Origin of the sequence: Rahnella woolbedingensis (assembly GCF_003602095.1) — a bacterium.
In the GTDB taxonomy this organism is placed as follows: domain Bacteria; phylum Pseudomonadota; class Gammaproteobacteria; order Enterobacterales; family Enterobacteriaceae; genus Rahnella; species Rahnella woolbedingensis.
The window spans coordinates 25,120-49,102 of record NZ_RAHH01000029.1 but is presented as its reverse complement, the minus strand read 5'-3'; the positions used below and the strand labels follow the sequence as shown (position 1 = coordinate 49,102).

Annotated in this window: 20 protein-coding genes; 8 read left to right on the top strand and 12 right to left on the bottom strand. The window is 53.7% G+C overall.

Going from position 1 to position 23,983, the window contains the following annotated elements; genetic code table 11:
- Positions 1-259: 259 nt before the first annotated feature.
- Positions 260-2,518 carry a molybdopterin guanine dinucleotide-containing S/N-oxide reductase gene (locus D6C13_RS20610; RefSeq protein ID WP_120134531.1) on the bottom strand — a complete coding sequence of 753 codons (2,259 nt, stop codon included), beginning with the start codon at positions 2,516-2,518 and terminating at the stop codon, positions 260-262.
- Positions 2,519-2,684: 166 nt separating this feature from the next.
- Positions 2,685-3,923, bottom strand: a complete 1,239-nt coding sequence (locus D6C13_RS20605) for an MFS transporter (protein ID WP_120134530.1) — start codon at positions 3,921-3,923, stop codon at positions 2,685-2,687.
- 241 nt (positions 3,924-4,164) lie between these two features.
- Between D6C13_RS20605 and D6C13_RS20600 the strand changes: the two genes are divergently transcribed.
- Positions 4,165-5,085, top strand: a complete 921-nt coding sequence (locus D6C13_RS20600; protein WP_120134529.1) for a LysR family transcriptional regulator — start codon at positions 4,165-4,167, stop codon at positions 5,083-5,085.
- Between the two features lie 104 nt (positions 5,086-5,189).
- Positions 5,190-6,197 carry an HTH-type transcriptional regulator GalR gene (gene galR, locus D6C13_RS20595; protein WP_120134528.1) on the top strand — a complete coding sequence of 336 codons (1,008 nt, stop codon included), beginning with the start codon at positions 5,190-5,192 and terminating at the stop codon, positions 6,195-6,197.
- Here the strand turns inward: galR and D6C13_RS20590 are convergent.
- The 5 genes from D6C13_RS20590 to D6C13_RS20570 are packed head-to-tail and all read right to left on the bottom strand — an operon-like array spanning position 6,194 to position 10,595.
- Positions 6,194-6,643 (bottom strand): GNAT family N-acetyltransferase, encoded by a 450-nt coding sequence (locus D6C13_RS20590; RefSeq protein WP_120134527.1) that lies wholly within the window; start codon positions 6,641-6,643, stop codon positions 6,194-6,196. The genes galR and D6C13_RS20590 overlap by 4 nt on opposite strands.
- A 5-nt stretch (positions 6,644-6,648) precedes the next feature.
- The gene (locus D6C13_RS20585; RefSeq protein WP_120134526.1) at positions 6,649-7,422 is read right to left on the bottom strand and encodes an FCD domain-containing protein; all 774 of its coding nucleotides are present in this window, start codon (positions 7,420-7,422) and stop codon (positions 6,649-6,651) included.
- 37 nt (positions 7,423-7,459) lie between these two features.
- A complete protein-coding gene (locus D6C13_RS20580) occupies positions 7,460-7,777 on the bottom strand; it encodes a PTS sugar transporter subunit IIB (protein ID WP_120134525.1) in 318 nt (105 codons plus the stop codon).
- Between the two features lie 14 nt (positions 7,778-7,791).
- Positions 7,792-9,228 (bottom strand): glycoside hydrolase family 1 protein, encoded by a 1,437-nt coding sequence (locus D6C13_RS20575; RefSeq protein WP_120134524.1) that lies wholly within the window; start codon positions 9,226-9,228, stop codon positions 7,792-7,794.
- Between the two features lie 23 nt (positions 9,229-9,251).
- A complete protein-coding gene (locus D6C13_RS20570) occupies positions 9,252-10,595 on the bottom strand; it encodes a PTS sugar transporter subunit IIC (protein WP_120134523.1) in 1,344 nt (447 codons plus the stop codon).
- Positions 10,596-10,873: 278 nt separating this feature from the next.
- Between D6C13_RS20570 and D6C13_RS20565 the strand changes: the two genes are divergently transcribed.
- Complete coding sequence (locus tag D6C13_RS20565; RefSeq protein WP_120134522.1) at positions 10,874-11,194, top strand: PTS lactose/cellobiose transporter subunit IIA; 321 nt, start codon at positions 10,874-10,876, stop codon at positions 11,192-11,194.
- 136 nt (positions 11,195-11,330) lie between these two features.
- Here D6C13_RS20565 and lysA read toward each other — a convergent pair whose 3' ends face one another.
- Positions 11,331-12,590 carry a diaminopimelate decarboxylase gene (lysA, locus tag D6C13_RS20560; RefSeq protein ID WP_120134521.1) on the bottom strand — a complete coding sequence of 420 codons (1,260 nt, stop codon included), beginning with the start codon at positions 12,588-12,590 and terminating at the stop codon, positions 11,331-11,333.
- Positions 12,591-12,723: 133 nt separating this feature from the next.
- On the opposite strand from lysA, the gene D6C13_RS20555 reads away from it, so the two are divergent.
- Complete coding sequence (locus tag D6C13_RS20555; RefSeq protein ID WP_120134520.1) at positions 12,724-13,647, top strand: LysR family transcriptional regulator; 924 nt, start codon at positions 12,724-12,726, stop codon at positions 13,645-13,647.
- Between the two features lie 65 nt (positions 13,648-13,712).
- Here D6C13_RS20555 and D6C13_RS20550 read toward each other — a convergent pair whose 3' ends face one another.
- Together D6C13_RS20550 and D6C13_RS20545 are read right to left on the bottom strand one after the other, a co-directional pair.
- Positions 13,713-14,876: an MFS transporter gene (locus tag D6C13_RS20550; protein ID WP_120134519.1), complete on the bottom strand. Its 1,164-nt coding sequence runs from the start codon at positions 14,874-14,876 to the stop codon at positions 13,713-13,715.
- Between the two features lie 217 nt (positions 14,877-15,093).
- Positions 15,094-16,011, bottom strand: coding sequence for a LysR family transcriptional regulator (locus D6C13_RS20545; protein ID WP_120134518.1), 918 nt, complete (start codon positions 16,009-16,011; stop codon positions 15,094-15,096).
- 115 nt (positions 16,012-16,126) lie between these two features.
- Here D6C13_RS20545 and D6C13_RS20540 point away from each other — a divergent pair, with 115 nt between their 5' ends.
- Positions 16,127-16,996: an MBL fold metallo-hydrolase gene (locus tag D6C13_RS20540; RefSeq protein ID WP_120134517.1), complete on the top strand. Its 870-nt coding sequence runs from the start codon at positions 16,127-16,129 to the stop codon at positions 16,994-16,996.
- Positions 16,997-17,109: 113 nt separating this feature from the next.
- On the opposite strand, the gene D6C13_RS20535 is transcribed toward D6C13_RS20540, so the two are convergent.
- Positions 17,110-17,826: a tetratricopeptide repeat protein gene (locus D6C13_RS20535; protein WP_120134516.1), complete on the bottom strand. Its 717-nt coding sequence runs from the start codon at positions 17,824-17,826 to the stop codon at positions 17,110-17,112.
- A 129-nt stretch (positions 17,827-17,955) separates the two neighbouring features.
- On the opposite strand from D6C13_RS20535, the gene D6C13_RS20530 reads away from it, so the two are divergent.
- Together D6C13_RS20530 and D6C13_RS20525 are read left to right on the top strand one after the other, a co-directional pair.
- A complete protein-coding gene (locus tag D6C13_RS20530) occupies positions 17,956-19,710 on the top strand; it encodes an ABC transporter ATP-binding protein/permease (protein ID WP_120134515.1) in 1,755 nt (584 codons plus the stop codon).
- 173 nt (positions 19,711-19,883) lie between these two features.
- Complete coding sequence (locus D6C13_RS20525) at positions 19,884-20,624, top strand: GntR family transcriptional regulator (protein ID WP_120134514.1); 741 nt, start codon at positions 19,884-19,886, stop codon at positions 20,622-20,624.
- A 6-nt stretch (positions 20,625-20,630) separates the two neighbouring features.
- Here D6C13_RS20525 and D6C13_RS20520 read toward each other — a convergent pair whose 3' ends face one another.
- Positions 20,631-22,232: a PTS transporter subunit EIIC gene (locus tag D6C13_RS20520; protein WP_120134513.1), complete on the bottom strand. Its 1,602-nt coding sequence runs from the start codon at positions 22,230-22,232 to the stop codon at positions 20,631-20,633.
- Between the two features lie 616 nt (positions 22,233-22,848).
- On the opposite strand from D6C13_RS20520, the gene D6C13_RS20515 reads away from it, so the two are divergent.
- Positions 22,849-23,982: an efflux RND transporter periplasmic adaptor subunit gene (locus D6C13_RS20515; RefSeq protein ID WP_120134512.1), complete on the top strand. Its 1,134-nt coding sequence runs from the start codon at positions 22,849-22,851 to the stop codon at positions 23,980-23,982.
- Position 23,983 lies beyond the last annotated feature (1 nt).

The following is a 23,983-nucleotide window of genomic DNA, read 5'->3' as shown; positions in this document are numbered from 1 at the left end:
TCAGAGAGAGTTTAGGAGGTTGCTTAGCTGCGTGCAGAAATTGAGGCAAAAAAAAACCTACGCATCCGCGTAGGTTGGTGCAAATTTAATCGGTATCAACATGCAGAGCACGTTGATGATTCACCAATCAATACCTCTGGGACGTTTAATTTAGCTGGTTTGTACGAACCACAGCCAGCAGGCAATCGAAACATAATTCCGCAAAGTGTAACGAGTGGTGAAAATGAGCCCGATTTCTCTTAACTTATTAAATACTACCCTAAAAAGCCTCCACCTCGACAAGGCAACTCATCGCATTCGGCCCCTGCGTCAGACGCGAGGTGCCGATATCCAGTGTCAGCACATTCGGATTCCCCGCCTGCTCGGTTTCCTGCCATTTGCCGCCAAAGCCCGGATCAAACCAGGCACCGGTGGACATCAGCACCACGCCACGCGTGATCCCGTCGTTTAGCGAAACCCCCGCGAGGCAGCTGCCGCGCGCATTATGCACTTTCACCCGGTCGCCGTTTTTCAGCTGACGGCTGCCCGCATCTTCCGGATGCATAAACAGCGTTTCCTTACCGGCGGTTTTGTTCGACTGCGCCAGCGGCGACTGATCGAGCTGGCTGTGCAGGCGATCTTTTGGCTGAATGGAAATCAGGTGCAACGGCCATTCTTTGGCGCTTTCGGCACCCAGCCATTCGACCGGTGGCTGCCATTCAGGATGCGGCGCAAAATCTTTATAACCGTAACCGGCGATGGTTTCGGAGAACAGTTCGATTTTGCCGCTGTGCGTCCCTAACGGATTCGCGCGCGGGCTTTTACGGAATTCTTCAAAGAAGACGTAATCTTTTTCCGGCACCGGCAGCTCGACGAAACCGCGCTCCCAGAAGGTTTCGAAGTCCGGCCATTCGACACCGGTACCCTTTTGCGCTTCGCCGCACTGGCGGTAAATATGGCGCAGCCACTGATCTTCATTGCGCCCCTGTGTGAACTGTTCGCGATAACCGAGACGCTCGGCAATATCCGCGAAAATATCAAAATCGTTACGCGCCTGATGCTGAGGCGCAATCGCCTGATGCATTGCCAGCACGAAACGGTCACGCGATGAACCGCCGATATCGTTACGTTCCAGCGAAGTCGTTGCGGGCAGCACGATATCCGCCATGTGCGCCGCTGCCGTCCAGACGTTATCCTGCACTATCACCGTGTCTGGCTTCTGCCAGCCTTTGACCAGCCGATTCAGCTGCTGATGATGATGGAACGGATTACCGCCCGCCCAGTGCACCAGATGAATATCCGGATAACTGAGCGTCTCTCCCTGGAATTCATACGGCTGACCGGGATTGAGTAACATGTCGCTGATGCGCGCGACCGGAATCGACAAACCGGCAGGATTCGGCCCGGCGCTGACGGCGGGTCCCGGCGTGTCATAACGCGGATTCCCGACGCTGTTCATCGAACCATGACCAAACGAGAAACCGCCACCCGGCAAACCGACCTGCCCGAGCATCGCGGAAATAGCAATCATCATCCAGTAAGGCTGCTCGCCACGGTGGGCGCGCTGCACGGAATACGAACAGGTAATAAAGCTGCGCACGCCGATCAGGTCATCTGCCAGTCGCGCAATTCGCTCTGCCGGAACGCCGGTAATAGGGCTCGCCCAGTCTGGGGTTTTCGCAATACCGTCGGTTTCGCCGCGCAGATACGCAGCCAGTTGCGGATAACCCACGCAATGGGTGGCAAGAAACGCGTTGTCCTGCGCTTCTTTGCGCTGTATTTCATACGCCACCGCCATCATCAGCGCGGCGTCCGTGTTCGGGCGGATCGGGATCCACTCGGCATTAACGAATTCCGGACAGTCGTCACGCATCGGGCTGATATTAATGACGCGGGTGCCCTTCTTCGCCAGCTGTTCCAGCGCCGGTTTCAGCGTATGTTCCACCGCTCCGCCGGAAGCCACCTGCGAATTTTTCAGCGCCAGACCGCCGAACGCCACCAGAATATCCGCATGTTCCACCACGCTCGGCCACGACGTCACACGTCCGGTCAGCGGGGTAAACGTACCAATCACATAAGGCAGAAAAAACTGCGCCGAGCCCCAGCTGTAGTTACCCTGCTGATCCACACCACCGCCGCCGGTGAAATAAAAACGTCGCACCAGAGAACGGGCGTGATGCAGACGACCGGCGGATGACCAGCCGTAAGAGCCGTTAAAAATGCCGGAAGCACCGTAGCGATCGCGCACGCGCTTGTTCTCTTCGGCCACCAGATCCAGCGCCAGATCCCAGTCCACTTCGACAAAATCCTCACGTCCGCGCAGCGAGCGATCGCTGTTCTCACGGTTTTTCAGCCACGAGCGGCGCACGGCCGGTTTACGAATACGTTTGTCGGAATAGACCAGCGGCGCAATGGAATCGAGTAAAGGCGAAGGATCAGCATCGGCTTGATAAGGTTCGCAGCGAATCAACCGGCCATCTTCCACCACGGCGGTGTATGCGCCCCAGTGAGCCAGTTGCGGATAGCGTTTAATAGACATGTTTTTCTCTGGTGGGATTTTTATTATGTGTTGTGTGCAAGTGAGCAGCGTCCAAAATAACATTCACGGGCAGAAAAACTCAAAGCACAAATTTGGATAAACAGAAAAGGGGATTTGCTCCCCATGATTTATAGAGTGAAAAGAGTTTTGAAAAGAGATGCGCGTTTCAAGCCTGTGGCTGAGCGATGACCGGCGGCAGCCAGCTGTTGTAGCCGAAGGTACGGCGGCCGATGATGACCAACATCAGTCCTAATATCAGCGCAAAAACCAGAATGATGGCGATGATTTGCAACGGCATAAAGCGGCCTGCCAGCGCTGTCACTGCCAGGCCGCTAACGGGTACCGAACACATGTTCATCAGGCCAATAAGCCCCATGGTTTTTCCCAGATGTTTCTGCGGAATAATCTGGCTGCGTAAGGTTCGCAGGTAGACGCTGAATGCACCGTCAAAAGCCATCAGTAATGCGTAACCTGCCAGATACATCGCGTAATCGAGTGAAAGCGACATCAGCGCACCTGACAATATCATGCCGCAAAATGACAGGGTTCCCAGCGTGGAAAGCCCGAAGCGTTTGGCAATTCGCGGCACAAAGAAAAACGTAATGAGGGTGATAAGCGCAGCCGAAGTCTGTAAGACGCCAAAGTAACTCTCAGGCAGATGAAACTCTTTGAGGATCACCGCCGCACTCACCACCAGTGCTGCACCGTAAACCAGATTCACTACCCAGGTCAGCGCACACAGATGCAGCAGGATTTTATTCTGTTTAAGCACCTGAATTGCCGTAATGTTTGATTGCACAATGGAGCGCAGACTCATCTTCTCTGCCACTTCAAGATCATGAGTTTCAAGGAACAGATAGTTGATGGCAGAGACAGCAAACAGTACGGCTGCACAGGCTAAAATCGCCCCGACGCCCCCATAGACGGAAATTGCCACTGCCAGCGCAGGGCCGAGAACCTGCGTGGTCTGGTCGACCCCCTGTAACATTGAATGTGCTTTCGGCAGAGCCTCTGCGGAGATATGGCGCGGTAAAAGCGCTTCAGTTGCGACAAAGTTCAGGACATAGGCCACCGACAGCAGCGCCATCATGACCGCCAGCACCGGGAATGTGGCAGCGGGATGAAAGGTCAGGGTCAGGAAAGCGACTAACATTAACACGCAGCGTCCGGCTTCCACGTTAAAGAAGATAAAACGGGGCTTAATGCGGTCAGCCAGAAAACCTGAAAGCGGGAAAAACAGAATGCGCGGCAACCATTCAATCACGAATGCCAGCGAGGAAAAGGTTAAAGAACCGGTAGCTTTCAAAATCGCCAGCGGCACGGCAAACAGCAGAAACTGATCGCACAGTGACCCGGCAAAGCGGGAAAAGACGAAACGTTTTAATCCAAAACGATCACTGCTCATTTCATTGCTTTCCTTAAAGGATTTCAGGAGCCACCACCAGTGAGGTGGCTCAGGTGATACCAGATCTGACGCAGGGTAAACTGCGGGCGGTCGTAACCCTTCAATAACCGAGGGGTTTAACAGTGCTAAATCATTCAATAAATTGACTATTATGGCTGATTCTCATCAGAGATTGCCTCGTTGAACATCATACGGTCTGATGATAATTTGGATAGATATCCCAGAAACAAATGAGCTATGCGTGAAAAGCACAAATGAGTTAGCCGAACTTCTTCCCAGTTTGTCCGTTCTTATCCAGGTGGTTGAAAAAGGAAGTTTTTCTTCGGCAGGACGGGAGACTTCGCTGGCACCCTCTTCGGTGAGCAGGATGATTGACCGGCTGGAGAAACGCCTCAATGTGGTGTTATTTACGCGCTCGACCCGCTCTGTCACTCCTACCGAGGTCGGACTGGAAATTTACCAGCAGGCGCTGACGGTACTCTCCGCGACGCAGACACTTTTCTCCCGTGCGGAGAGCTTCAGCGATACCCCTCAGGGTATTTTGCGGATCACCGCGCCTAATACACTGGGTAAGATCCTGCTCACCCCTTTTCTGCCCGCATTTTTACGCCGCTATCCTGAAATAAACGTCGAATTGTCGCTGACCGACCAGGTCACTAATTTGACGCAGGACGTCTACGATCTGGCGTTGCGCGTAACCGAAAGCCCACCGGAGAGTATGGTGGCCCGCGCCCTGATGCCTGTCGATTACGTATTGGTGTGTGCTGCGGATTACGACCAGGTGCTGCCGGATTTTCCGGCGGCACTCATCAAACACAACATTTTTTTCCCCGATGAACGGCAATTTCGCGGTGCCTGGCGTTTTTGGCACAATGAAATAATGGAGACGGTGACGCTGGTTCCACGGCTGATGATCAATAACAGCGACGCCATGATTGATGCCATCCTGCAGGGTGTCGGCATTGCGCTGATCCCCACTTTCATAGCCAACCGCTATATCGCTAAGGGTAAATTGCAACGCGTGTTACCTGAATGGCAAGTGGAGAACCCCCTGCCGCGCAACATCTACGCAATCACCCTGCCAAATAAACTGCTGCCACTTAAGACAAGAGTGTTTATCGATGATTTTATGCAGTGGATTAAGGAGGAAGTAAAAGGTTAATTCCTTCTTACATCCCAAAGTTGCGATCGTCATCCTTGCAGCCACCGGTCTTTTCCGCAAAACTGGCGGTGTAAACGATTACCCTCACGAAAAACGGAAGTGTTATGGCGACGATTAAGGATGTAGCAAAACTGGCAGGCGTATCGGTTGCGACCGTTTCACGCGTGATAAACCATTCCCCGAAAGCCAGCGACAGCTCGCGGGAAGCCGTACAGAACGCTATGCAACATCTGCAATATCATCCGAATGCCAACGCCCGCGCACTCGCCCAGCAGGCGACCGAAACGCTGGGGCTGATCGTGGCCGACGTTTCTGATCCGTTTTTCGGCGCGATGGTTAAAGCCGTTGAACAGGTGGCGTATGCGACCGGTAACTTCCTGCTGATTGGCAACGGCTACCATAACGTTGAGAAAGAGCGTCAGGCCATTGAGCAGTTAATCCGCCACCGCTGCGCGGCGTTAGTGGTGCACGCCAAAATGCTGCCAGAAGATGAGCTGACCAGCCTGATGCAACAAATCCCCGGCATGGTGCTGATTAACCGCACATTGCCGGGCTTCGAAAAGCGTTGTGTGGCCCTCGATGACCGCTATGGTTCCTGGCTGGCGACCCGCCATCTGATTCAGGCCGGACATCAGCGCATTGCGATTTTATGTTCCAATCACGGCATTTCCGACGCCAGCGACCGTTTGCAGGGTTATATCGATGCGCTCACGGAACACAATATTCCTGTCGATGACAAACTGATTGCTTACGCGGAGCCCGATGAAATCGGTGGCGAAAAAGCCATGGCGGATTTACTCGGATTGGGTAAAGGATTTACGGCGGTGACCTGCTATAACGATCCGATGGCCGCCGGTGCATTATCGGTTTTAAGCGATAACAGCATTGATGTGCCGGGTGAAATTTCGCTGATTGGTTTTGATGATGTGCTGATTTCGCGTTACCTGCGCCCGCGTCTGACCACGGTACGTTATCCGGTGGTGGCGATGGCGAATCAGGCCGCGCAACTGGCGTTAGCGCTGGCAAACGGTCAGCCGCTGCCGGAAACCACGCACATGTTCAGCCCGACGCTGGTGCGCCGTCATTCGGTGAGCAGCCCGTCAAACACTTAAAGCGACTGGTGATATAAGCGCACCGGCTTGTCCGGATAATCCAGCGCGTCGCCGATGTATTTCCAGCCAAAACGTTCGTAATAGCCGGTGAATCCGGCGTACAGATAAAGTTCACGAAAGCCGCTGCGGCGGCTGTGTTCCAGCACAAATTTCTGCAACTGCTGCCCCAGCCCGCGCGAACGATACGGTTCATCCACGTATAATGCCGCCAGCCAAGGCGTAAGATCCTGACGGCTGATCAGGTCACAGCGCCACAATCCCACCGTGCCCGCTAATCTCTCACCATCCAGCGCGATAAAGGTTTGCGGCAAATCCGCGCCAGTCAGACAGCTTTTCACTACGCTTGAAAAAAACTCGCGGCTGTTTTCGCTGCCGAACGCCTGCCATTGCCAGTCTGTCACGGCTTCAGCAAATTCCGGTCTTTCAGTGAGATTAATGATTTGCATCCGACTCAGACCATTTTGCCCTGAAAAATCGGCACAGACTCAAACAGATAGCCGTCAAATTCCGGCGCATCGACATCGGACAGTTCCATCAGCGTATTTTTGACGTTTTCCATGTGCTGCCACATCGCCTGATAAGACCCCATCACGTCGCGGCGGCGCAGTGCGGCCAAAATATTCTGATGATCCGCCAGCCATTTCAGACGGTAACCGCGCGTGGCGATATGACTGTGTAACTGTTTCCACAAAGGGCTGGAATCGCGATGCATCCAGATGTTTTTCACCGAGTCGAGCAGCATCTGGTTTTGCGTGGCACCGGCAATCAGCAGGTGAAACAGCTTGTCGTTATCACCGCTTTCATCGTTGGCGACGATGGCGATTTGTTCCTGCTCCAGCGTGCGGCGCAGGTTTTCGATATCGGCTTTGGTGGCCATTTTGGCGGCAAACGCGGCGATATTACTTTCGAGCAACTGCCGCGCCTGTAAGATTTCAAAGGGGCCAATTTGCCCCTGGTACATCAGTTCGTCCTGGCCTTCTTCCTGAGAAGGAATGCGGATCACGTACACGCCGGAACCCTGACGGATATCCACCGTGCCTTCGAGTTCCAGCATCAGTAAGGCTTCGCGCACAATCGTCCGGCTGACACCGTAGGTTTCCGCCATATTTCGTTCTGGCGGCAGGCGGGATCCCACGGCGAAATGCCCTTGCTTGATTTGCTCACGCAGGTCGTGCCCGATTTCCTGATACTGTTTTCTGTCCTGCGAAGCCACACCTTTTTCCACACAATCACCCTGATGCATAAAACATAAAGACCGGATGTTACTGTATCAGAGATAACGCCTGATCCAGCACTTTTGCGCCGTTTAAAGTTCCATAGGCCATCATGTCTATGACCGCGATCGGGATCCCGTGCTCATCGGTTAACTTTTTGTTTTCTGCCAGTTTAAAGCGCACCTGCGGCCCGAGCAGCACAGCGACAATGTCGCGGCCATAGGCATCGAGTTCGTCGCGCAGATTGTTTTCCGGAATGGCGTAAATCTTAAATTCCAAACCGCGCGCGGCAGCTTCTTTTTCCATTTTGGTGACCACCAGTGACGTGGACATCCCTGCCGAACAGGCTAAAACGAGTCGTTTCATAGTGTTTCCTTAGGTTATTTTTCCTGGTCATCGAGCGTTAAAGACAAGACACCATGTTCACTGAGGGATTTAAACCAGTGCGATGATTTCTTCTGACGGCGATCACGGTTGTTATCAAGATCAATCTCAATCAGCCCGTAACGGTTTTTAAAGGCGTTCATCGGCGACACATTATCGGTAAAGGCCCAGAGCATATATCCCTGACAATTTGCGCCGTCTTCCCGCGCCTTTAATGTCCAGTAAAGATGCTCGGCAACAAATTCAATACGATAGTCGTCCTGAATTTCCCCGCTTTGGGCATCGCGGAACTGGCCTTCATTTTCGATACCCATGCCGTTTTCCGCCACAAACCACGAAATATTTCCGTATTCCGTTTTGATGCGCATCGCCATGTCATAAACAATTTTTGGATAGATTTCCCAGCCACGCGATTTATTCATCCGGCGTCCGGGCAGTTCGAAATGTTCGTAGTAATACGCCGGATGGAACGGCGTCTCCTTATTCCACTCGCGGGACGGCGCTTTCACGCGGTGCGGGTAATATAGGTTAATGCCCACTTCATCTACGGTGTTATTGCGGATAACCGCCAGTTCGGATGCTGAATAATCGAAATGCACGCCGTGCTTTTCGAGTAATTCCAGCAACTCCTGCGGATATTCCCCTTTAATCATCGGATCCAGAAATACGCGGTTATAAAATAAATCGTATAAATGTGCCGCCTTTTGGTCATGCGCTGCCGATGAACGGGCGTAAGTCACTTCCGGATTTAAAATCACCCCGACGGTGCCTGAAGTGTTATAGCCTTTGCGATAAAACAGCTCGACGACTCTGGCGGTTGCCAGCACTTTGTGATGATTCCACTGCATCCATTTCGCGGTGTTTTGCTCGAACGGCCAGCGGATCGCATCCAGATAGACCCGGGTTTGTACCACCACCGGTTCGTTAAAAGTAAACCAGCGGCTGACTTTTCCGGCAAAACGTTCGAAAACTTTTTCCGCGTACAGCACGAACAGTTCGACGACTTTTTTCGAGCTCCAGCCATCGTATTTTTCGATCAGGAATGCCGGTAATTCGTAATGTTCCAGGCACAGCATCGGTTCGATGCCGTTGCGTTTCATCTCATCCAGATAGTCATCAATGTGCGCCGCATATTCTTCATCCACCGTACCCAGTTCGTAGTCGGTGAAAAAGCGCGACCAGTTAACCGACGTGCGGTAATGCGTCAGCCCGCTGGCTTTCATCAGCGCCACATCTTCTTTATAGCGGTTGATGAAATCGGTGGCCTTCGCCGGGCCGTAGCCGTTGTGCCAGACGTGGCGGTTGTTTTTGTACCAGAGATCCAGATACGAATCCTGCCCGTCTTTTTTGCCGCTCCAGCCTTCGGTCTGCCACGCAGAAGCCGCAGCGCCGAGAATGAATCCGTCAGGAATGGCGATTGAAACCTTGCTCATAACGTCCCTCTTTTCCGAATGGTTTACGCCGTTACGGCCTGTTTCTGGCTTTGTCGCATGGCTTCCAGTTGCGCCTGTTCGGCACGGCGGGCGGCCACTTTCACGAACGGCAGATAAATCAGCACCGCCACTACAATGCAGCCCAGCTGGGTGATGACCGCGCCCATGGAACCGGCAGTCGATAACCAGGCGTTGATAATCGGCGGCGTAGTCCACGGCACCATCACCACGGCGCGTCCGGCGAATCCAAGGCTCGTTGCAAAATAGCCGATAGTGCCGGTAATCAGTGGCGTGATGATGAACGGAATAGCCAGAATCGGGTTGAGCATGATCGGCATACCGAAAATCACCGGTTCATTGATGTTGAAAAAGCCTGGCCCGAGAGAAAGTTTGGAGATTTCGCGCATCTCTTTTCGGCGGGTGGCAAGCATTACCGCCAGCAGCAAACCGATGGTGCAGCCGGAACCGCCGATACTCATATACACATCCCAGAACGGCATGGTGATGATGTTCGGCACTTCATGGCCCTGCTCAAACGCGGTCATGTTGACCATAATCGCGCCGAGCAGCAGGGGTTCACGAATCGGCTTAATCATCTGGTTGCCATGAATTCCTATCACCCAGAAAAGCTGCGCGACAAACATCAGCAGCAGGATGCCCGGCAGGCTTTGCATCACCGACTCCAGCGGACGCTGAATAACCTGATACACCGCGTCGTACAAATACATGCCGGTGACGCGATGGAAAACAAAGCCGAATGATGCGACGATCACCACGGTAATAATGGCGGGAATAAGCGCCGAGAAAGACGCCGACACGTTAGGCGGCACGCTTTCCGGCATTTTGATGCGCAGGCCGTTTATCCGCTCGAGACGGGAATAAATCTCGACCGCAAGAATGGCAATAAACATGCCGAGGAACAGGCTTTTGGTATCGGAAAATTGTTTGGCCAGCACATCTTTCACTTCCTGCATCTGGCCGTTCACCATCATATCGACGGTGGTCGGCGTGACGGCAATAAAACAAATCACCGCCAGCAGGCCCGGAAATAACGAACGCGAGCCGTTAATTTTCCCGAGTTCAATACCAATTAAAAAGACGGCGCCGATGGTCAGAAAACTCAGCGTGGCGTAGTTAATGCTGCTCATGATCGGTTTGAGCGTCGCCAGCCAGGAGAACATTTCAAAGTGAGCTAATCCGTTTTTCGGATCCATCACCATATTAGAAATTAAAACTGAGAATGCCCCCACGATAATGACCGGCATTAATGTGATAAAAGAAGCCTTAATAGCCATAATATATCTGAGGCTATTAAAGGTATTGGCGAATCCCCCGAGAGAATCGATAAAACGGTCTTTCAGTGACATGACAGCACCTCATTTTCTTTTTTCTATACTTCACAGGTGTTGGTTTCGTCTTCACCTTTTTATATTGAATGAGGATTAAAGGTGTCGCCCGAAGCTGAGTCAGAATCCGGTTCTGTTAATTATCCTGTCGGCCACTTTTCGGCGATGTTTGCGTAATGTGGCATGCCAAAAAATAGCGGAATACGAATTAATTTCTGTGACAGCGTTCTCACATGTGAATATTGGAATTCCAATATGATGAATTCACACTTTTCTGGTATACCAATTTGGAGTTTTCGATGGAATTCGATCTGGAACAAACGGTGATGGAGTTATTGATCAACGCCGGAGAAGCACGATCTAACGCGATGATGGCCATTCAGCACGCACGTAAAAAAGAATGGGAACAGGCCGACGCGATGCTCAAAGCCTCGGACGACGCGGCGCGTGTGGCGCACAAAGTGCAGACACAACTGATTGGGCTGGATGAAGGCGTGGGCAAAATCCCGGTAAATTTGATCATGGTGCACTCGCAGGATCATCTGATGACCGCCATGCTGTGCCGTGATCTGGCCGAAGAGATCGTGTTACTGCGAAAAGAGATGTTTGAAAAACAGTAAATTCAACACACCCCCCTAAATCATTCAAGCTGAATCAAGGCGGCAACTGAGTGAATCCCCGGGAGCATACACAAGTATGTGACCGGGGTTCGCGAAAGGCAGCCAACGCAGAGTCAGCTCGAAGGATGACGGGGGACTAAAGTTCTAAAGCGATCAGCTCTTCCACTGTCTGCCTGCGACGGATCAATCTCGGCACGCCATTCTCAAACAACACTTCCGGCAACAGCGGTCGGGTGTTGTAGTTGGATGACATCGATGCGCCGTACGCGCCGGTGTCATGGAACACCAGATAATCGCCAATTTGTACCGGCGGCAGCGGGAAGGTTTCCACTCCGCCGCCTGCCTGCTGTGTAAACACGTCGCCGGATTCGCACAGAGGACCGGCAATCACAGAATCGGTCAGCGGCTGCCCGCTGACATCACGACCATCGGCCGGTAACAGCGAAATATGGTGATAGCTGCCGTACATCGCCGGACGCATCAGGTCATTAAAACCGGCGTCGCACAAAACAAAGTGACGGCTGCCCATGTCTTTCACTGCGCGGATCTGCGCCACCAGCACGCCGGATTCCGCCACCAGGAAACGCCCCGGTTCGATTTCCAGTTTAATCTCATGCCCCAGATGCGCGGCGATTTGCTCACGCGCACGGTTCCACAGACCAAAATAGTGGCCGGTATCAATGGATTCTTCTTCGAAATGATACGGAATCGACAGGCCGCCACCAGCGGAAATCGCATCAATATCTTGTCCGGTTTCAATCACCTGACGCACCATAGCATCGCAAACCTGCTCCAGATGGCCGTAATCCACGCCGGAACCGATGTGCATATGAATGCCGACCAGTTTCAGGCCGTAACGGGCAATTTCCGCCAGTGCCTGTGGCAAATCGGCATACCAGATCCCGTGTTTGCTGTTTTCGCCGCCGGTATTGGTTTTCTGGCTGTGCCCGTGACCGAAGCCCGGATTCACGCGCAACCACACCGGATGCCCGGCTTTATGCTGACCAATCTGGCTGAGCATGTCGATAGAACCGGCGTTGACCGGAATATCCAGAGCAGTCACGCGCTCAAGCGTTGGCTGATCCAGCACGTCGGCGGTAAACACAATCTCACTCTCTTCACGGCCCGGAATAAAACCGGCGACCAGCGCACGTTCAATTTCGCCCAGCGAAACGGAATCGACCTTCACGCCCTGTTCGCGCATCAGGCGCAGGATGTGAATATTGGAACAGGCTTTTTGTGCAAAACGGACGACGTCAAACTGACGCAACTGCGCAATGCGCGCTTTGATAATCTCTGCGTCATACGCCCACACAGGGCAGCCAAATTGTTGCGGCAGAGATAGTAAATTCGCGGCATTAAGCGCGGTAGACAGGTCGTTCAGGGCGCGTGGCATAAGATTTTCCGTCAGGTGAATTCAGTCATATTTCCCTCAGTATGCCGCGTGACTCACCGGCGATAAAATATCTATTTCAGGCCAGTCTATTCATTTATGATATGGATAACTCGCTCCGCTCACCGGATAAACCATGCCTGCGATTTCCCTGCGCCATATCGAAATTTTTCATGCGGTAATGACCACCGGCAACCTGACCGAAGCCGCCGCATTGCTTAATACCTCGCAGCCGACGGTCAGCCGCGAACTGGCGCGCTGTGAAAAGCTGCTGGATTTACAGTTGTTCGAACGCCTGCGCGGGCGTTTGTATCCCACCGTTCAGGGTTTGCGGTTGTTTGAGGAAGTGCAGCGTTCGTATTACGGACTGGACAGGATTGTCAGCGCGGCACAAGGCATCCGCCAGTTCGAGCAGGCGCAGTTGTCGATCGCCTGTCTGCCGGTGTTCAGCCAGTCGCTGCTGCCGGCAGTCTGTAAGCCTTTTCTCGACCGGTTTCCCGATGTCAGTTTCAATATTGTCCCGCAGGAATCACCGCTGCTGGAGGAGTGGCTGTCGGCGCAGCGCCATGATTTAGGGCTGACGGAGAATATCCATACCCCCGCGGGTACGGAGCGCCAGACGCTTTTGACACTCAACGAAGTGTGCGTACTGCCCACCGGACATCCGCTGACGGCGAAATCCCGCCTTACACCGCAGGATTTCAGCGGCCTGAATTTTATCAGTCTGTCAGCGACCGACAGTTACCGGCAATTACTGGATACGCTGTTCACCGAACAGCAGGTGAACCGGCGGCTGGTGATGGAAACGCACAGCGCCGCGTCGGTGTGCAGCATGGTGCGTGAAGGCGCGGGCGTTTCCATCGTCAATCCGCTGACTGCGCTGGACTATTGTGAAAATGGCGTGGTGTTACGTGAATTCAGCGTCGCCGTGCCCTTTACCGTCAGCCTGATCCGGCCGCTGCACCGCCCCGCTTCCGCGCTGGTCACCACGTTTACTGAGCATTGCCATCAGCAGGCGCAGCGTTTTGCAAAACGCCTTGAAAGTGCGCTGGTGCGCTGAACAAAAACAAAAAAGGCCACGCCGGTATCCTTCCGTGTGGCCTTTTATTTTTTCGGCGATCTGATTTATGCGACCACTTTCACCGCTTTCTTCGCCGCACGACGGAAAGTGATGACGCACAGCACGAAGCCGATGGCGCCCAGTCCGCCCGCTGCCAGGGGCACGGTGCTCAGCCCCATTCCGCGTTCAATTACCGCACCGCCGACCCAGGCACCCAGTGCGTTACCGACGTTAAACGCCGCAATGTTCAGCGTGGAAACCAGGTTCGGCGCATTCTTGCCGTAGGTCACTACGTTCACCTGCAACGCAGGCACGGCGGCAAAGTTCACCATCGCCCAGATAAACAGCGTGATTTCCGCGGCCACCAGATGAACGCTGGTGTAGCTGAACAGCACGGAAAAAATCGCGATCATCAGGAAGGTCGTCGTCAGGGAAATGCCCAGACGCCAGTCCGCCAGACGCCCGCCCAGCACATTACCGATAGTCAGACCGAGGCCAATCAGCAGCAGCGTCCAGCTGACGCCGTGCTCAGAAACGCCGGTGATTTGGGTGAGAATTGGTGCGATATAGGTGAACAGCGCAAACATGGCTGCCGAGAAGAAAATCGTGATCGACAGTGACAACCACAATCCGAGGCTGCCCAGCGCGCGGATTTCCTTACGCAAATCGGTCGGTTCTTCTTCTTTTTTATCCGGCAGCTTTTTATACAGCGCGAACAGAGATGCCACGCCAATCACTGCCACCACCCAGAAAGTAGAACGCCAGCCGAAAGCCTGTCCTAGCGCGGTACCGAGCGGCACACCCAGCACGTTAGCCAGCGTCAGGCCGGTAAACATCAGCGCGACCGCCGAAGCACGGCGGTTGGGCGCTACCAGACTGGCGGCCACCACTGCGCCAATCCCGAAGAATGCGCCATGACACAGGGCGGTTATCACACGCGCCAGCATCAGGAAGTTATAGCTGTACGACAGCGCACACATGACGTTGCCGATAATAAAGATGCTCATCAGCAGCAGCAGGGTTTTCTTGCGCGGCAGTTTTGCCGTCAGCACGGCCATGATCGGCGCACCGATCGCCACGCCCAGAGCATATCCGCTGATTAACCAGCCTGCAGAAGGAATACTGACATTCAGATCCCCCGCCACATTGGGGAGCAACCCCATAATGACGAATTCGGTGGTACCGATGGCAAACGCGCTGAGCGCCAGTGCCAGGAGTGCGACAGGCATAAAAACTCCGGATATTTTTAGTTATGAGTAAAGGCTCCGGCGCGTCGCCGGATTGGCTTAAATACCACGTTGATCACACTTTTGACCAGACGCAGTCTGTGCCCTGACTGTCTGAAAAACACCCGGCGCCCGGATTAATCTTTACATAACAATATATTGCAGAAAATGCGATAAAAGCGGAAAAGGAACCGATTCCAGTGATTTCTTTCCCGCCAGCTCAGCGCTTTTCCTCTTTCAGTGAAAGCCAGCGCGGATTCCCTTTAAACCACTCCACCAGAAAATCGAGCAACGCGCGCAACGCCGCCGGCATCTGCCGCCGTGAGGCATAAATCGCATAAATCCCCATTTCCTGTGGCTGCCACTGTTCGAGCAAGGGAACCAGTTGCCCGCGGGCGAAAAGCGGCGCCGCCGAATAATAAGGCTGCATGACAATCCCCGCCCCTTCCACCGCGCCGGTCAGCAGCACCAGCGATTCATTGGCGCTCAGGTTGCCGCTCACCGGGATCGCCACCTGTTCGCCCTGCTGCGCAAACTGCCACAGGCTTTTGCCGAAATACGTGTACGTCAGGCAATTATGCACCGCCAGATCCTGCGGATGCTGCGGCGTACCCTGCGCCGCCAGATACGCCGGAGAGGCGCACACCACCGACGGACACAGCGCCAGCGGCCGGGCAATCAGATTAGGATCGAGATCGTTGGTGATCCGCAGCGCCAGATCAATGCGGTCTTCGACCAGATTGATCGCCCGGCTTTCCAGTTGCAAATCAATGCTCACCTGCGGATGTCGTCGCAAAAACTCGCTGACCGCAATCACCACCGCGCCCTGCCCGAAAGATTGCGAGCAACTGAGGCGCAGCAAACCGCGCAGCGCTTCATCGCCGGTGTCCGCCACGCTGCCCATTTCCGCTGCCACCGACAGCATTTTCCGGCAACGTGCCAGCGTGTTTTCGCCCGCATCCGTCAGGCTGAGTTTGCGGGTCGAGCGGTGCAGCAGGCGCGCGCCCGACCATTTTTCCATCTCCGACAGATAACGCGTCACCATCGCCCGCGACATATTCAGCGATTCGGCGGCGCCGACCATACTTTTGCGTTCAACGATGGCAACAAACACTTGTGCAGCGGTAATTCTGTCCATGATTCGTCCGGTTTATGCAACAAACAGTTGCGCATTATCTGGTTTTTCCCGCGGATTATGCAACGTACAGTAGATACTTACTGAATGTGATTATTAATACCTCTGAGGAAACCCCATGCATCTTAAACATCTGACGTTAATCGCCGCCCTGCTGGGCAGCAGCCTTAGTGCCCACGCCGCCAGCGCACTGAAAATGGACGTATACAACCCCGGCGAGAAAAGCATTTTCCCGGTGTCCTCGGAAATTATTACCGGCGAAAAAGAAGCGGTATTGATCGACGCGCAGTTCCAGCGCAACGACGCCGAAAAACTGGTGGAGATGATCAAGGCCACCGGCAAAAAGCTGACCACGGTGTACATCAGCCAGTCAGATCCTGATTTCTACTTCGGGCTGGACGTCCTCCGCGCCGCGTTCCCTGATGCAAAAGTGGTGGCTACACAGGCAACGGTCGATCAGATCAATGCCACTAAAGACGGCAAAGTCGCTTTCTGGGGACCTCAGCTCAAGGACAACGCGCCGAAATCCGTCACGACGCCGGAGCCGCTGAAGGGCAATGAATTCACACTGGAAGGCCATAAATTTGAAATTAAGGGCGTGGACAAAGAGCGCACGTTCGTGTGGATCCCGTCGCTGAAAGCAGTGGTCGGCGGTGTGCTGGTGGATGGCAATAATATGCATGTCTGGACGGCGGATACGCAGACGCCGACATCGCGCAAACAATGGGTAGAAGCGCTGGATGAAATCACCAGCCTGAAACCGGAAATCGTGGTGCCGGGGCATTTCCTGCCAGGTGCGCCTGAAACGCTGGAGTCGGTGAAATTCACCCGCAATTACCTGCTGACACTGGAAAAAGAACTGCCGAAAGCGAAAGATTCCGCCGCGCTGATTGCTGCGATGAAAAAACATTATCCGCAACTGAAAGATGAGCCGTCATTAGAACTGAGCGCGAAGGTATTGAAAGGCGAAATGAAGTGGCCGCAGTAAATATAAATTCAGTCGGCGCCCTCCTCTGCTAACGGCATACTTCGATCGGCTCTCTCCCCTGCGAAGGGGAGGAGCTAAAAAACATCAAGATCCGCCCACTTACCTTCTCAGACCTACTGCGTCACCCGCACAAATCCGCCTTCGGCCTGCACATTGTGGCCGAATCCGCAGTCGCCGGTGGTATGTAATTTCACATTATGCGGGTCAAAATTCATGTCTATGCTGCACTCGCCACCACCGGCAGAGGCATCATCGGCTTCGTGGTAAATCGCGTGGTTATCTTTGACTGCCGTCACCACCGAAAACTCGCCGGTATTCGGGCCGTAGTACAGCGACATCTGCCCCATATACAGGCCACTGAAATCGATTTTGAACTGCGCTTCTTCGCCTTTGACTTCCAGGATATTCCAACTGCCAAAACCGGCATATTGCCAGTAAATGCCTGCCGGACTTTGTGCCTGCGGCAATGCAGCGAGTTTTGGCTGGATCAGACCGAGATTGTATTGTGATTTTTTGTCAGCAGGTGCCAGCATCAGCCAGGCTTTGGCTTTCAGATAATCGCCCTGCTTTATGTAGGTCAGCGCAATGTTGTTGTACGCAGTCGCAATCTGATCCTGCGGCTTGTGACAAAACTCGCTCCAGGCCACCTGATTGCGGAAAATTTCCCGCGCATTGGCGAGATCTCCCTGCTGATACGCAACTTTTCCGGCAGCGGCATAAATGCCCGCTTTTACGCAATCCGCATCAATATCAGGTTCATCAATCTGGGCCAGCGCCTGAGCACTGGCAAAACATCCTGCCACCAGCAGTAAATTCACTGCGACTTTCATCAAACATCCTTCTACTTTTGTGGTCTACAGAGCTTCGTGCTGGAAAAACATCCTTACAAGTAGCTCATTGCCCTATCGCACTGAGCCACTCATTCTGGGATGATTGGCTTCACAACATATCGATTACACATGGCTATTATGACTAAAAAACCTGGGAAGTCGGCGCAATGGGGCGCCGTCTGGCAGTTAATTAAGCCTTACTGGCGCTCAGAAGAAAAGTGGCGAGCCTGGGGCATGTTGACCACTATCATCATCCTTTCGCTGGCTGGCGTGTATCTCAGCGTGCAGTTTAACGAATGGAACCGCGTGTTTTATGACGCGCTGCAAAACAGAAACTATCCGGTATTCAAAGCCCAGCTGTGGAAATTTACCTGGCTGGCACTGCTGTTCATCGTGATTGCCATCTACAGAGTGTATCTGACGCAGGGCCTGCAAATGAGCTGGCGACGCTGGATGACCGAAGAGTATATGGAGAAGTGGCTGACCAATCACGCCTATTATTACACGGAGTATCAGCATCAGGTGGATAACCCCGATCAGCGTATTTCAGATGACCTGAATGCCCTGACCAGCGGGACCCTTTCTCTGGTGCTCGGGCTGCTGTCGAGCGTGGTGACGCTGTTTTCGTTCGTGTTTATTCTGTGGTCGATCAGTGGCCCGCTGAATTTCATGCTGGCAGGACATCACTTTGAAATCCCGGGCTACATGTTGTGGTTCGCGCTGCTGTACGCCGCCGTCGGTTCATTCATTATCTGGTATATCGGTAAACCCCTGGTAAAACTCGGGTTTAATCAGGAATGGTTTGAAGCGAACTTCCGTTTTGGCCTGATCCGTATCCGCGAAAACAGCGACGCTATTGCCCTGTATCACGGCGAGAAAAACGAGCACGACCAGCTGACCGGCAAGTTTGAATCCATCAAAACCAACTGGTGGTCAATCATGCGCGTGACCCGTCGTCTGAACGTAGCGTCCAACTTTTACGCGCAGTTTGCCAACATCTTCCCGATTCTGGTGGCTTCCCCGCGCTATTTCGCCGGTGCCATCCAGATGGGCGCGCTGATGCAAATCGCTTCCGCATTCGGACAGGTACAGGGGGCATTATCCTGGTTTATCGATGCCTTTACCGATCTGGCGAACTGGAAAGCTACGGTTAACCGTCTTGCCGGTTTCAACGCCGCTATCGATCAGGTCAATGCGCAGCCACGAGGGATCAAAGTCGGTCAGAGCAGCGAACACGCTCTGCAACTCGATAAGCTGACGCTGAATCTGCCGAACGGTAATCCGCTGTTTTGTGATATTTCTGCATCGATGAAACCGGGTGAGCGCGTGCTGATTGCCGGTCCTTCTGGCTGTGGTAAATCGACTCTGCTGCGCGCCATTGCCGGTATCTGGCCTTACGGCTCCGGCAATATTGCGCTGGCGGAAGGTAAGCGTTATCTGTTCCTGCCGCAGCGCAGTTATATCCCGATTGGCACTTTGCGTGATGCGCTGAGTTATCCTGACGCCAGCCGCGAATATACCGATGAACGCCTGCAACAGGTTCTGGAACAGTGTCGTCTGCCGCATCTGGCCTCGGTTGAAATCCTTGATGATTACGCCAACTGGAGCCAGCGCCTGTCGCCGGGTGAACAGCAGCGTCTGTCCTTCGCCCGCGCCCTGCTGATCCAGCCGGACACGCTGTTCCTCGACGAAGCCACCAGCGCGCTGGATGACGAAACCGAGCAACAGGTATACGCTCTGCTGCTGAGCGAATTGCCGCAAACGTCAGTTATCAGCGTCGCGCACCGCAATACCGTGGCGAAATACCATCAGCACTGCTGGCGGTTCAAAAAACAGGAAAACGGTCCGTGTGGATTTACGTCCAGCGCGCTGCTGCCTGAATAACGCCTGAAGCCGCTGCGAAGTGGCTGAAAAATGATGAAAGGTTGCTGATGTCAGCAACCTTTCTTTTTTGTGTGCTGAAACCCATTTTGGACAGAAAATCAACAGGGTGGCTGGCTGATTTGTATAGCTGACTATACAATTATTCTTAAGTGAAGAACCGGAGGTCAGGCTTAATGAAAATAGATAAAAACTCATTCACCCCGCTTTACCTGCAAATTGAGCAACAACTGACCGAAAAAATCAGCGCGGGTGAAATCAAACCCGGTGACCCGATCCCAACCGAAGCAGCGCTCTGCGAAATCTACGGCGTATCACGTATGACCGCGCGCAAAGCCGTCGATTATCTGGTACGTCAGGGGCGTGTGGCCCGTTTTCGCGGACGCGGCACCTATGTGGTCGAAGCGCCGAAACAGCAAAAAATCATCTTACCGCTCGACCGGCATCTCACCGCCAGCGAAGTCGCGCAGGAAAATAACCAGCGGATTGAAAATCAGGTGCTGGAGTTTCGCCGGATACCGGTCAGCGAAGACATCGCTATTGAGCTGAATATCCCGCCCGGAACGGACGTGTATTTTATGATCCGCCTGCGTCTGCTGGGCGACGAGCCATTTGTGTATGAACAATGCTGGATGCGCGCCGATAATTTTCCGGATATTAACCGCGCCGCCATGACCGCTTCGAAATATGCCTATATCCGTTCCAAAGGTTTTCAGCCTGCCGGAAGCACCAAACTGATTTCCGCCGAACTGCCCTCTAATGAAATCCGCCTCGCGCTGAATCTGTCACGCGACCAGCCGGTGCTGCACTCGCACGCGGTGGTATCTTTCACTGACGGTTCGCTGTTTGAGGTGTCGGATGTCTATTACAACCAGAAAAACTATGGCTTCAGCGTCCATGCCAAAGTCAAAGGTTAACCGCCGTCAGGCGATGCCCGACAACTCCGCCTTCACCAGATTTGCTACCTGCTCAACCTGCGGGCCATAAATCACATGCACATCGGTGTCTGTTATCTTCCTGACCCCCGCTGCGCCGGTTTTCATTAACGTTCCGTCCTGCACCTGCGCCATATCTTTGACCTTCACGCGCAGACGGGTAAAGCAGCAATCAACCGCCGTAATATTTCCCTCGCCGCCCAGTCCGATAATGATATTTTTGGTTTTCTCTCCGGTTCCCTGCGCAGGTTTCGCGCGTTCTTCGGCATCGTTTTCATCCTCGCGCCCCGGCGTTTTGATCTGCATGCGCAAGATAACCCAGCGGAAACTGAAGTAATAAACCGGCGCATAGATAATCCCGAGGATCAGCGGATACCACCAGTGCGTTTTGCTGCCGCCCAGCACACCGAAGATCAGGAAGTCGATCGCCCCGCCCTGTACGTTACCGATCATCACATGCAGCATCTGCATCAGCACGAAAGACAGACCGGTCAGCACCGCGTGCAGGATATACAACACCGGCGAGACGAAGATAAAGCAAAACTCCAGCGGCTCGGTGATGCCGGTAGTAAACGACGCCAGCGCACCCGCCAGCATCAGCGCTTTTACGCGCCCCTTATGTTCCGGTCTGGCGCAGTGGTACATCGCCAGCGCCGCTGCCGGTAAACCAAACATCATCACCGGAATTTTGCCCTGCGCCAGAAAACGCGTCGCCTGCTGCGTCACCGCATCCGGGATCGTGCCGGGATTAGCCAGCGCGGCATTAAAGATATTCAGCGCGCCGACAATACTCTGATTATCCACCGTCGTGACCCCGCCAATCGGCGTGAAACGCACGGTTTCGTTAATGATGTGATGCAATCCGGTCGGGATCAGCAAACGCTCCGACGTGGCATAAATAAAGGTGCCGATCTCGCCGGTGCGCCCGATAAGCTCTCCGATCCACTGGATCCCCATGGCAATGGTCGGCCAGATCAGTGACATCAGCACGCCGACAATTGGCAGCACCAGCACGGTCACAATCGGCACAAAACGCCGTCCGCCAAAAAACGCGATCGCCGTCGGTAACACAATCATATAAAAGCGATTATGCAGCCACATGGTGATTAAACCGACCAGCACCCCGCCCAGCACGCTCATGTTGTAGGTGAAAATCCCCAGCGTATTGGTGAACTCGGCGGCGTAAATCATCGCGTCGCTTTCAGTCATGCCTTTTGCCATGAGCTTGGCGACCGTAATGGCGTCCGGCGTAATCCCCTGCGCCAGCAGGCTGTAGTTAACGCCGACATGCAACCCGACAAAGCCGATCACTGCGGAAAAAGCCGCCGTGGCTTTCTCTGCATTGGCCAGCCCCATCGCGGTAGCGACGGCAAAGAACAGCGGAAGATTGGCAAACAACGCGCCGGAAACCTGGCGGATAAACCCGATCACCAGTTGCAGCGTTTTCATCTGCGTGAAGGCTTCACCGGTGACAGCCGGATTCTGCAACGCCGCCGCCAGCCCTAAGAAAATCCCGGCGGCGGCAATCACCGAGATAGGCGTCATCAGGGCCTTGCCCAGATCATGCACCTTGCTGCCAAGTTTTATCATCTGTCGTCCCTCAGTTAGCTGGCTAAAAATAAGCCGATAATTGAGTTAAGTCACAGAATGTATAGTTGTATAGACATAGCAGCCAGGAGTATGAAAGGGATCACAGTTTTGCCGGGGAAAAGCGGACTGGGATAGCAGACAAAAAAAAGCCCACATCGGACTGTGGGCACGGGGGTTGCGACTGGCCGTCATTCAGAACGGCTGGCAACAAGCAAATGTGAGAACTGCTCGCTCTCGGCCCTTAAGGTAACGGCTGCTGCCACGATCCTTCAGCCTTTTCTGGTAAGCAGCAGGTTAAAATGTATAAATTTGTTTGATCTGCATCACACTTTTCTAATCACCTACAATTCATTCACTTTTAGAATATTTAACTGGTTATCTTTCTTAAGAACTATCAATTAGTTTGCTAAGTAATGACCCCCCTGCCATTTACCACTGCACAAAAAGTTTAAAACCCTATAAATTCAATGGATTATATGGCAACATTTTCTTCATACTTCGAAATATCGGCTCATGGGTAATGACAATATCCTTACACAGCGAACTCTGGCGCTCTCGTATAGTGGAGGACTTGTTGAGAATGGTTATTCTCAATTCCCCAATAAGAGTGAATTCTATGCGCCTGAAGTTTCTTACTGTCAGTACAGTCGTACTGCTTTCGGCATGTGATGGTTCCGCCGGTTCTGCATCTCCGGGGGCACCCGTGCCTGCGGTCAATGTCGTCACTTTACACAGCCAGCCCGTAGCCCTGACCACCAGCCTGCCCGGCCGTACCACGGCGGTTCGCAGTGCGGAAGTCCGTCCGCAGGTGAACGGCGTGATCCAAAAACGTCTGTTTGTGGAAGGCAGTGAAGTTAAAGCCGGTCAGCAGCTTTATCAGATTGATCCTTCGACCTATCAGGCCGCATTCGACAGGGCGATGGCGACCTGGAAAAGTGCCGATGCTACCGCCCGCCGCTACAAACCGCTGGTCGAAGCACAGGCCGTCAGCCGCCAGCAATATGACGATGCTGTCGCCGCCGAGCGCGAAGCCGCCGCAGATGTCGAAACTGCCCGCGTGAATCTGCAATACACCAAAGTGTATGCGCCGATTTCCGGCCACATCGGCCGTTCGCTGTATACCGAAGGGGCGCTGGTGACCAGCGGCCAGACCGCATATCTGACCACCATTGATCAACTCAATCCGATTTATGTCGATGTGAATGAATCCTCGCAGGATTTGCTGAAACTGCGCCAGGCGCTGGCTTCTGGCAAGTTGCAATCCGCCGGTGATAACGCCGCACAGGTCACGCTGACGCTGGAAGATGGCAGTAAATATGCGCTGCCGGGCAAGCTGGAATTCTCTGAAGTTACCGTGTCGCAAAGCACCGGTTCCGTGACCCTGCGCGCTTCATTCCCCAACCCGCACGACGAACTGCTGCCGGGTATGTTTGTACACGCGCAGCTGCAACAAGGCATTGATGACAAAGGCATTCTGGTACCGCAGGAAGCCATCATGCATGACGTGAAAGGTGCGCCATACGTGTACGTGTTGACAGCCGGTAATACCGTCGAACAGCGTTCCGTCACCACCGGTCAGATGATGAATGGCAACTGGTTAGTGAATCAGGGGCTAAATGATGGCGACAAAGTGATCACCGACGGCTTACAGAATGTCCGGCCGGGCGCCAAAGTGAATGCCACCGGGCGCAAAACCAGTGCCACTGCCGAACAGGCTAATCTCGCGATGACCGACCCATCCGCGCAATAGG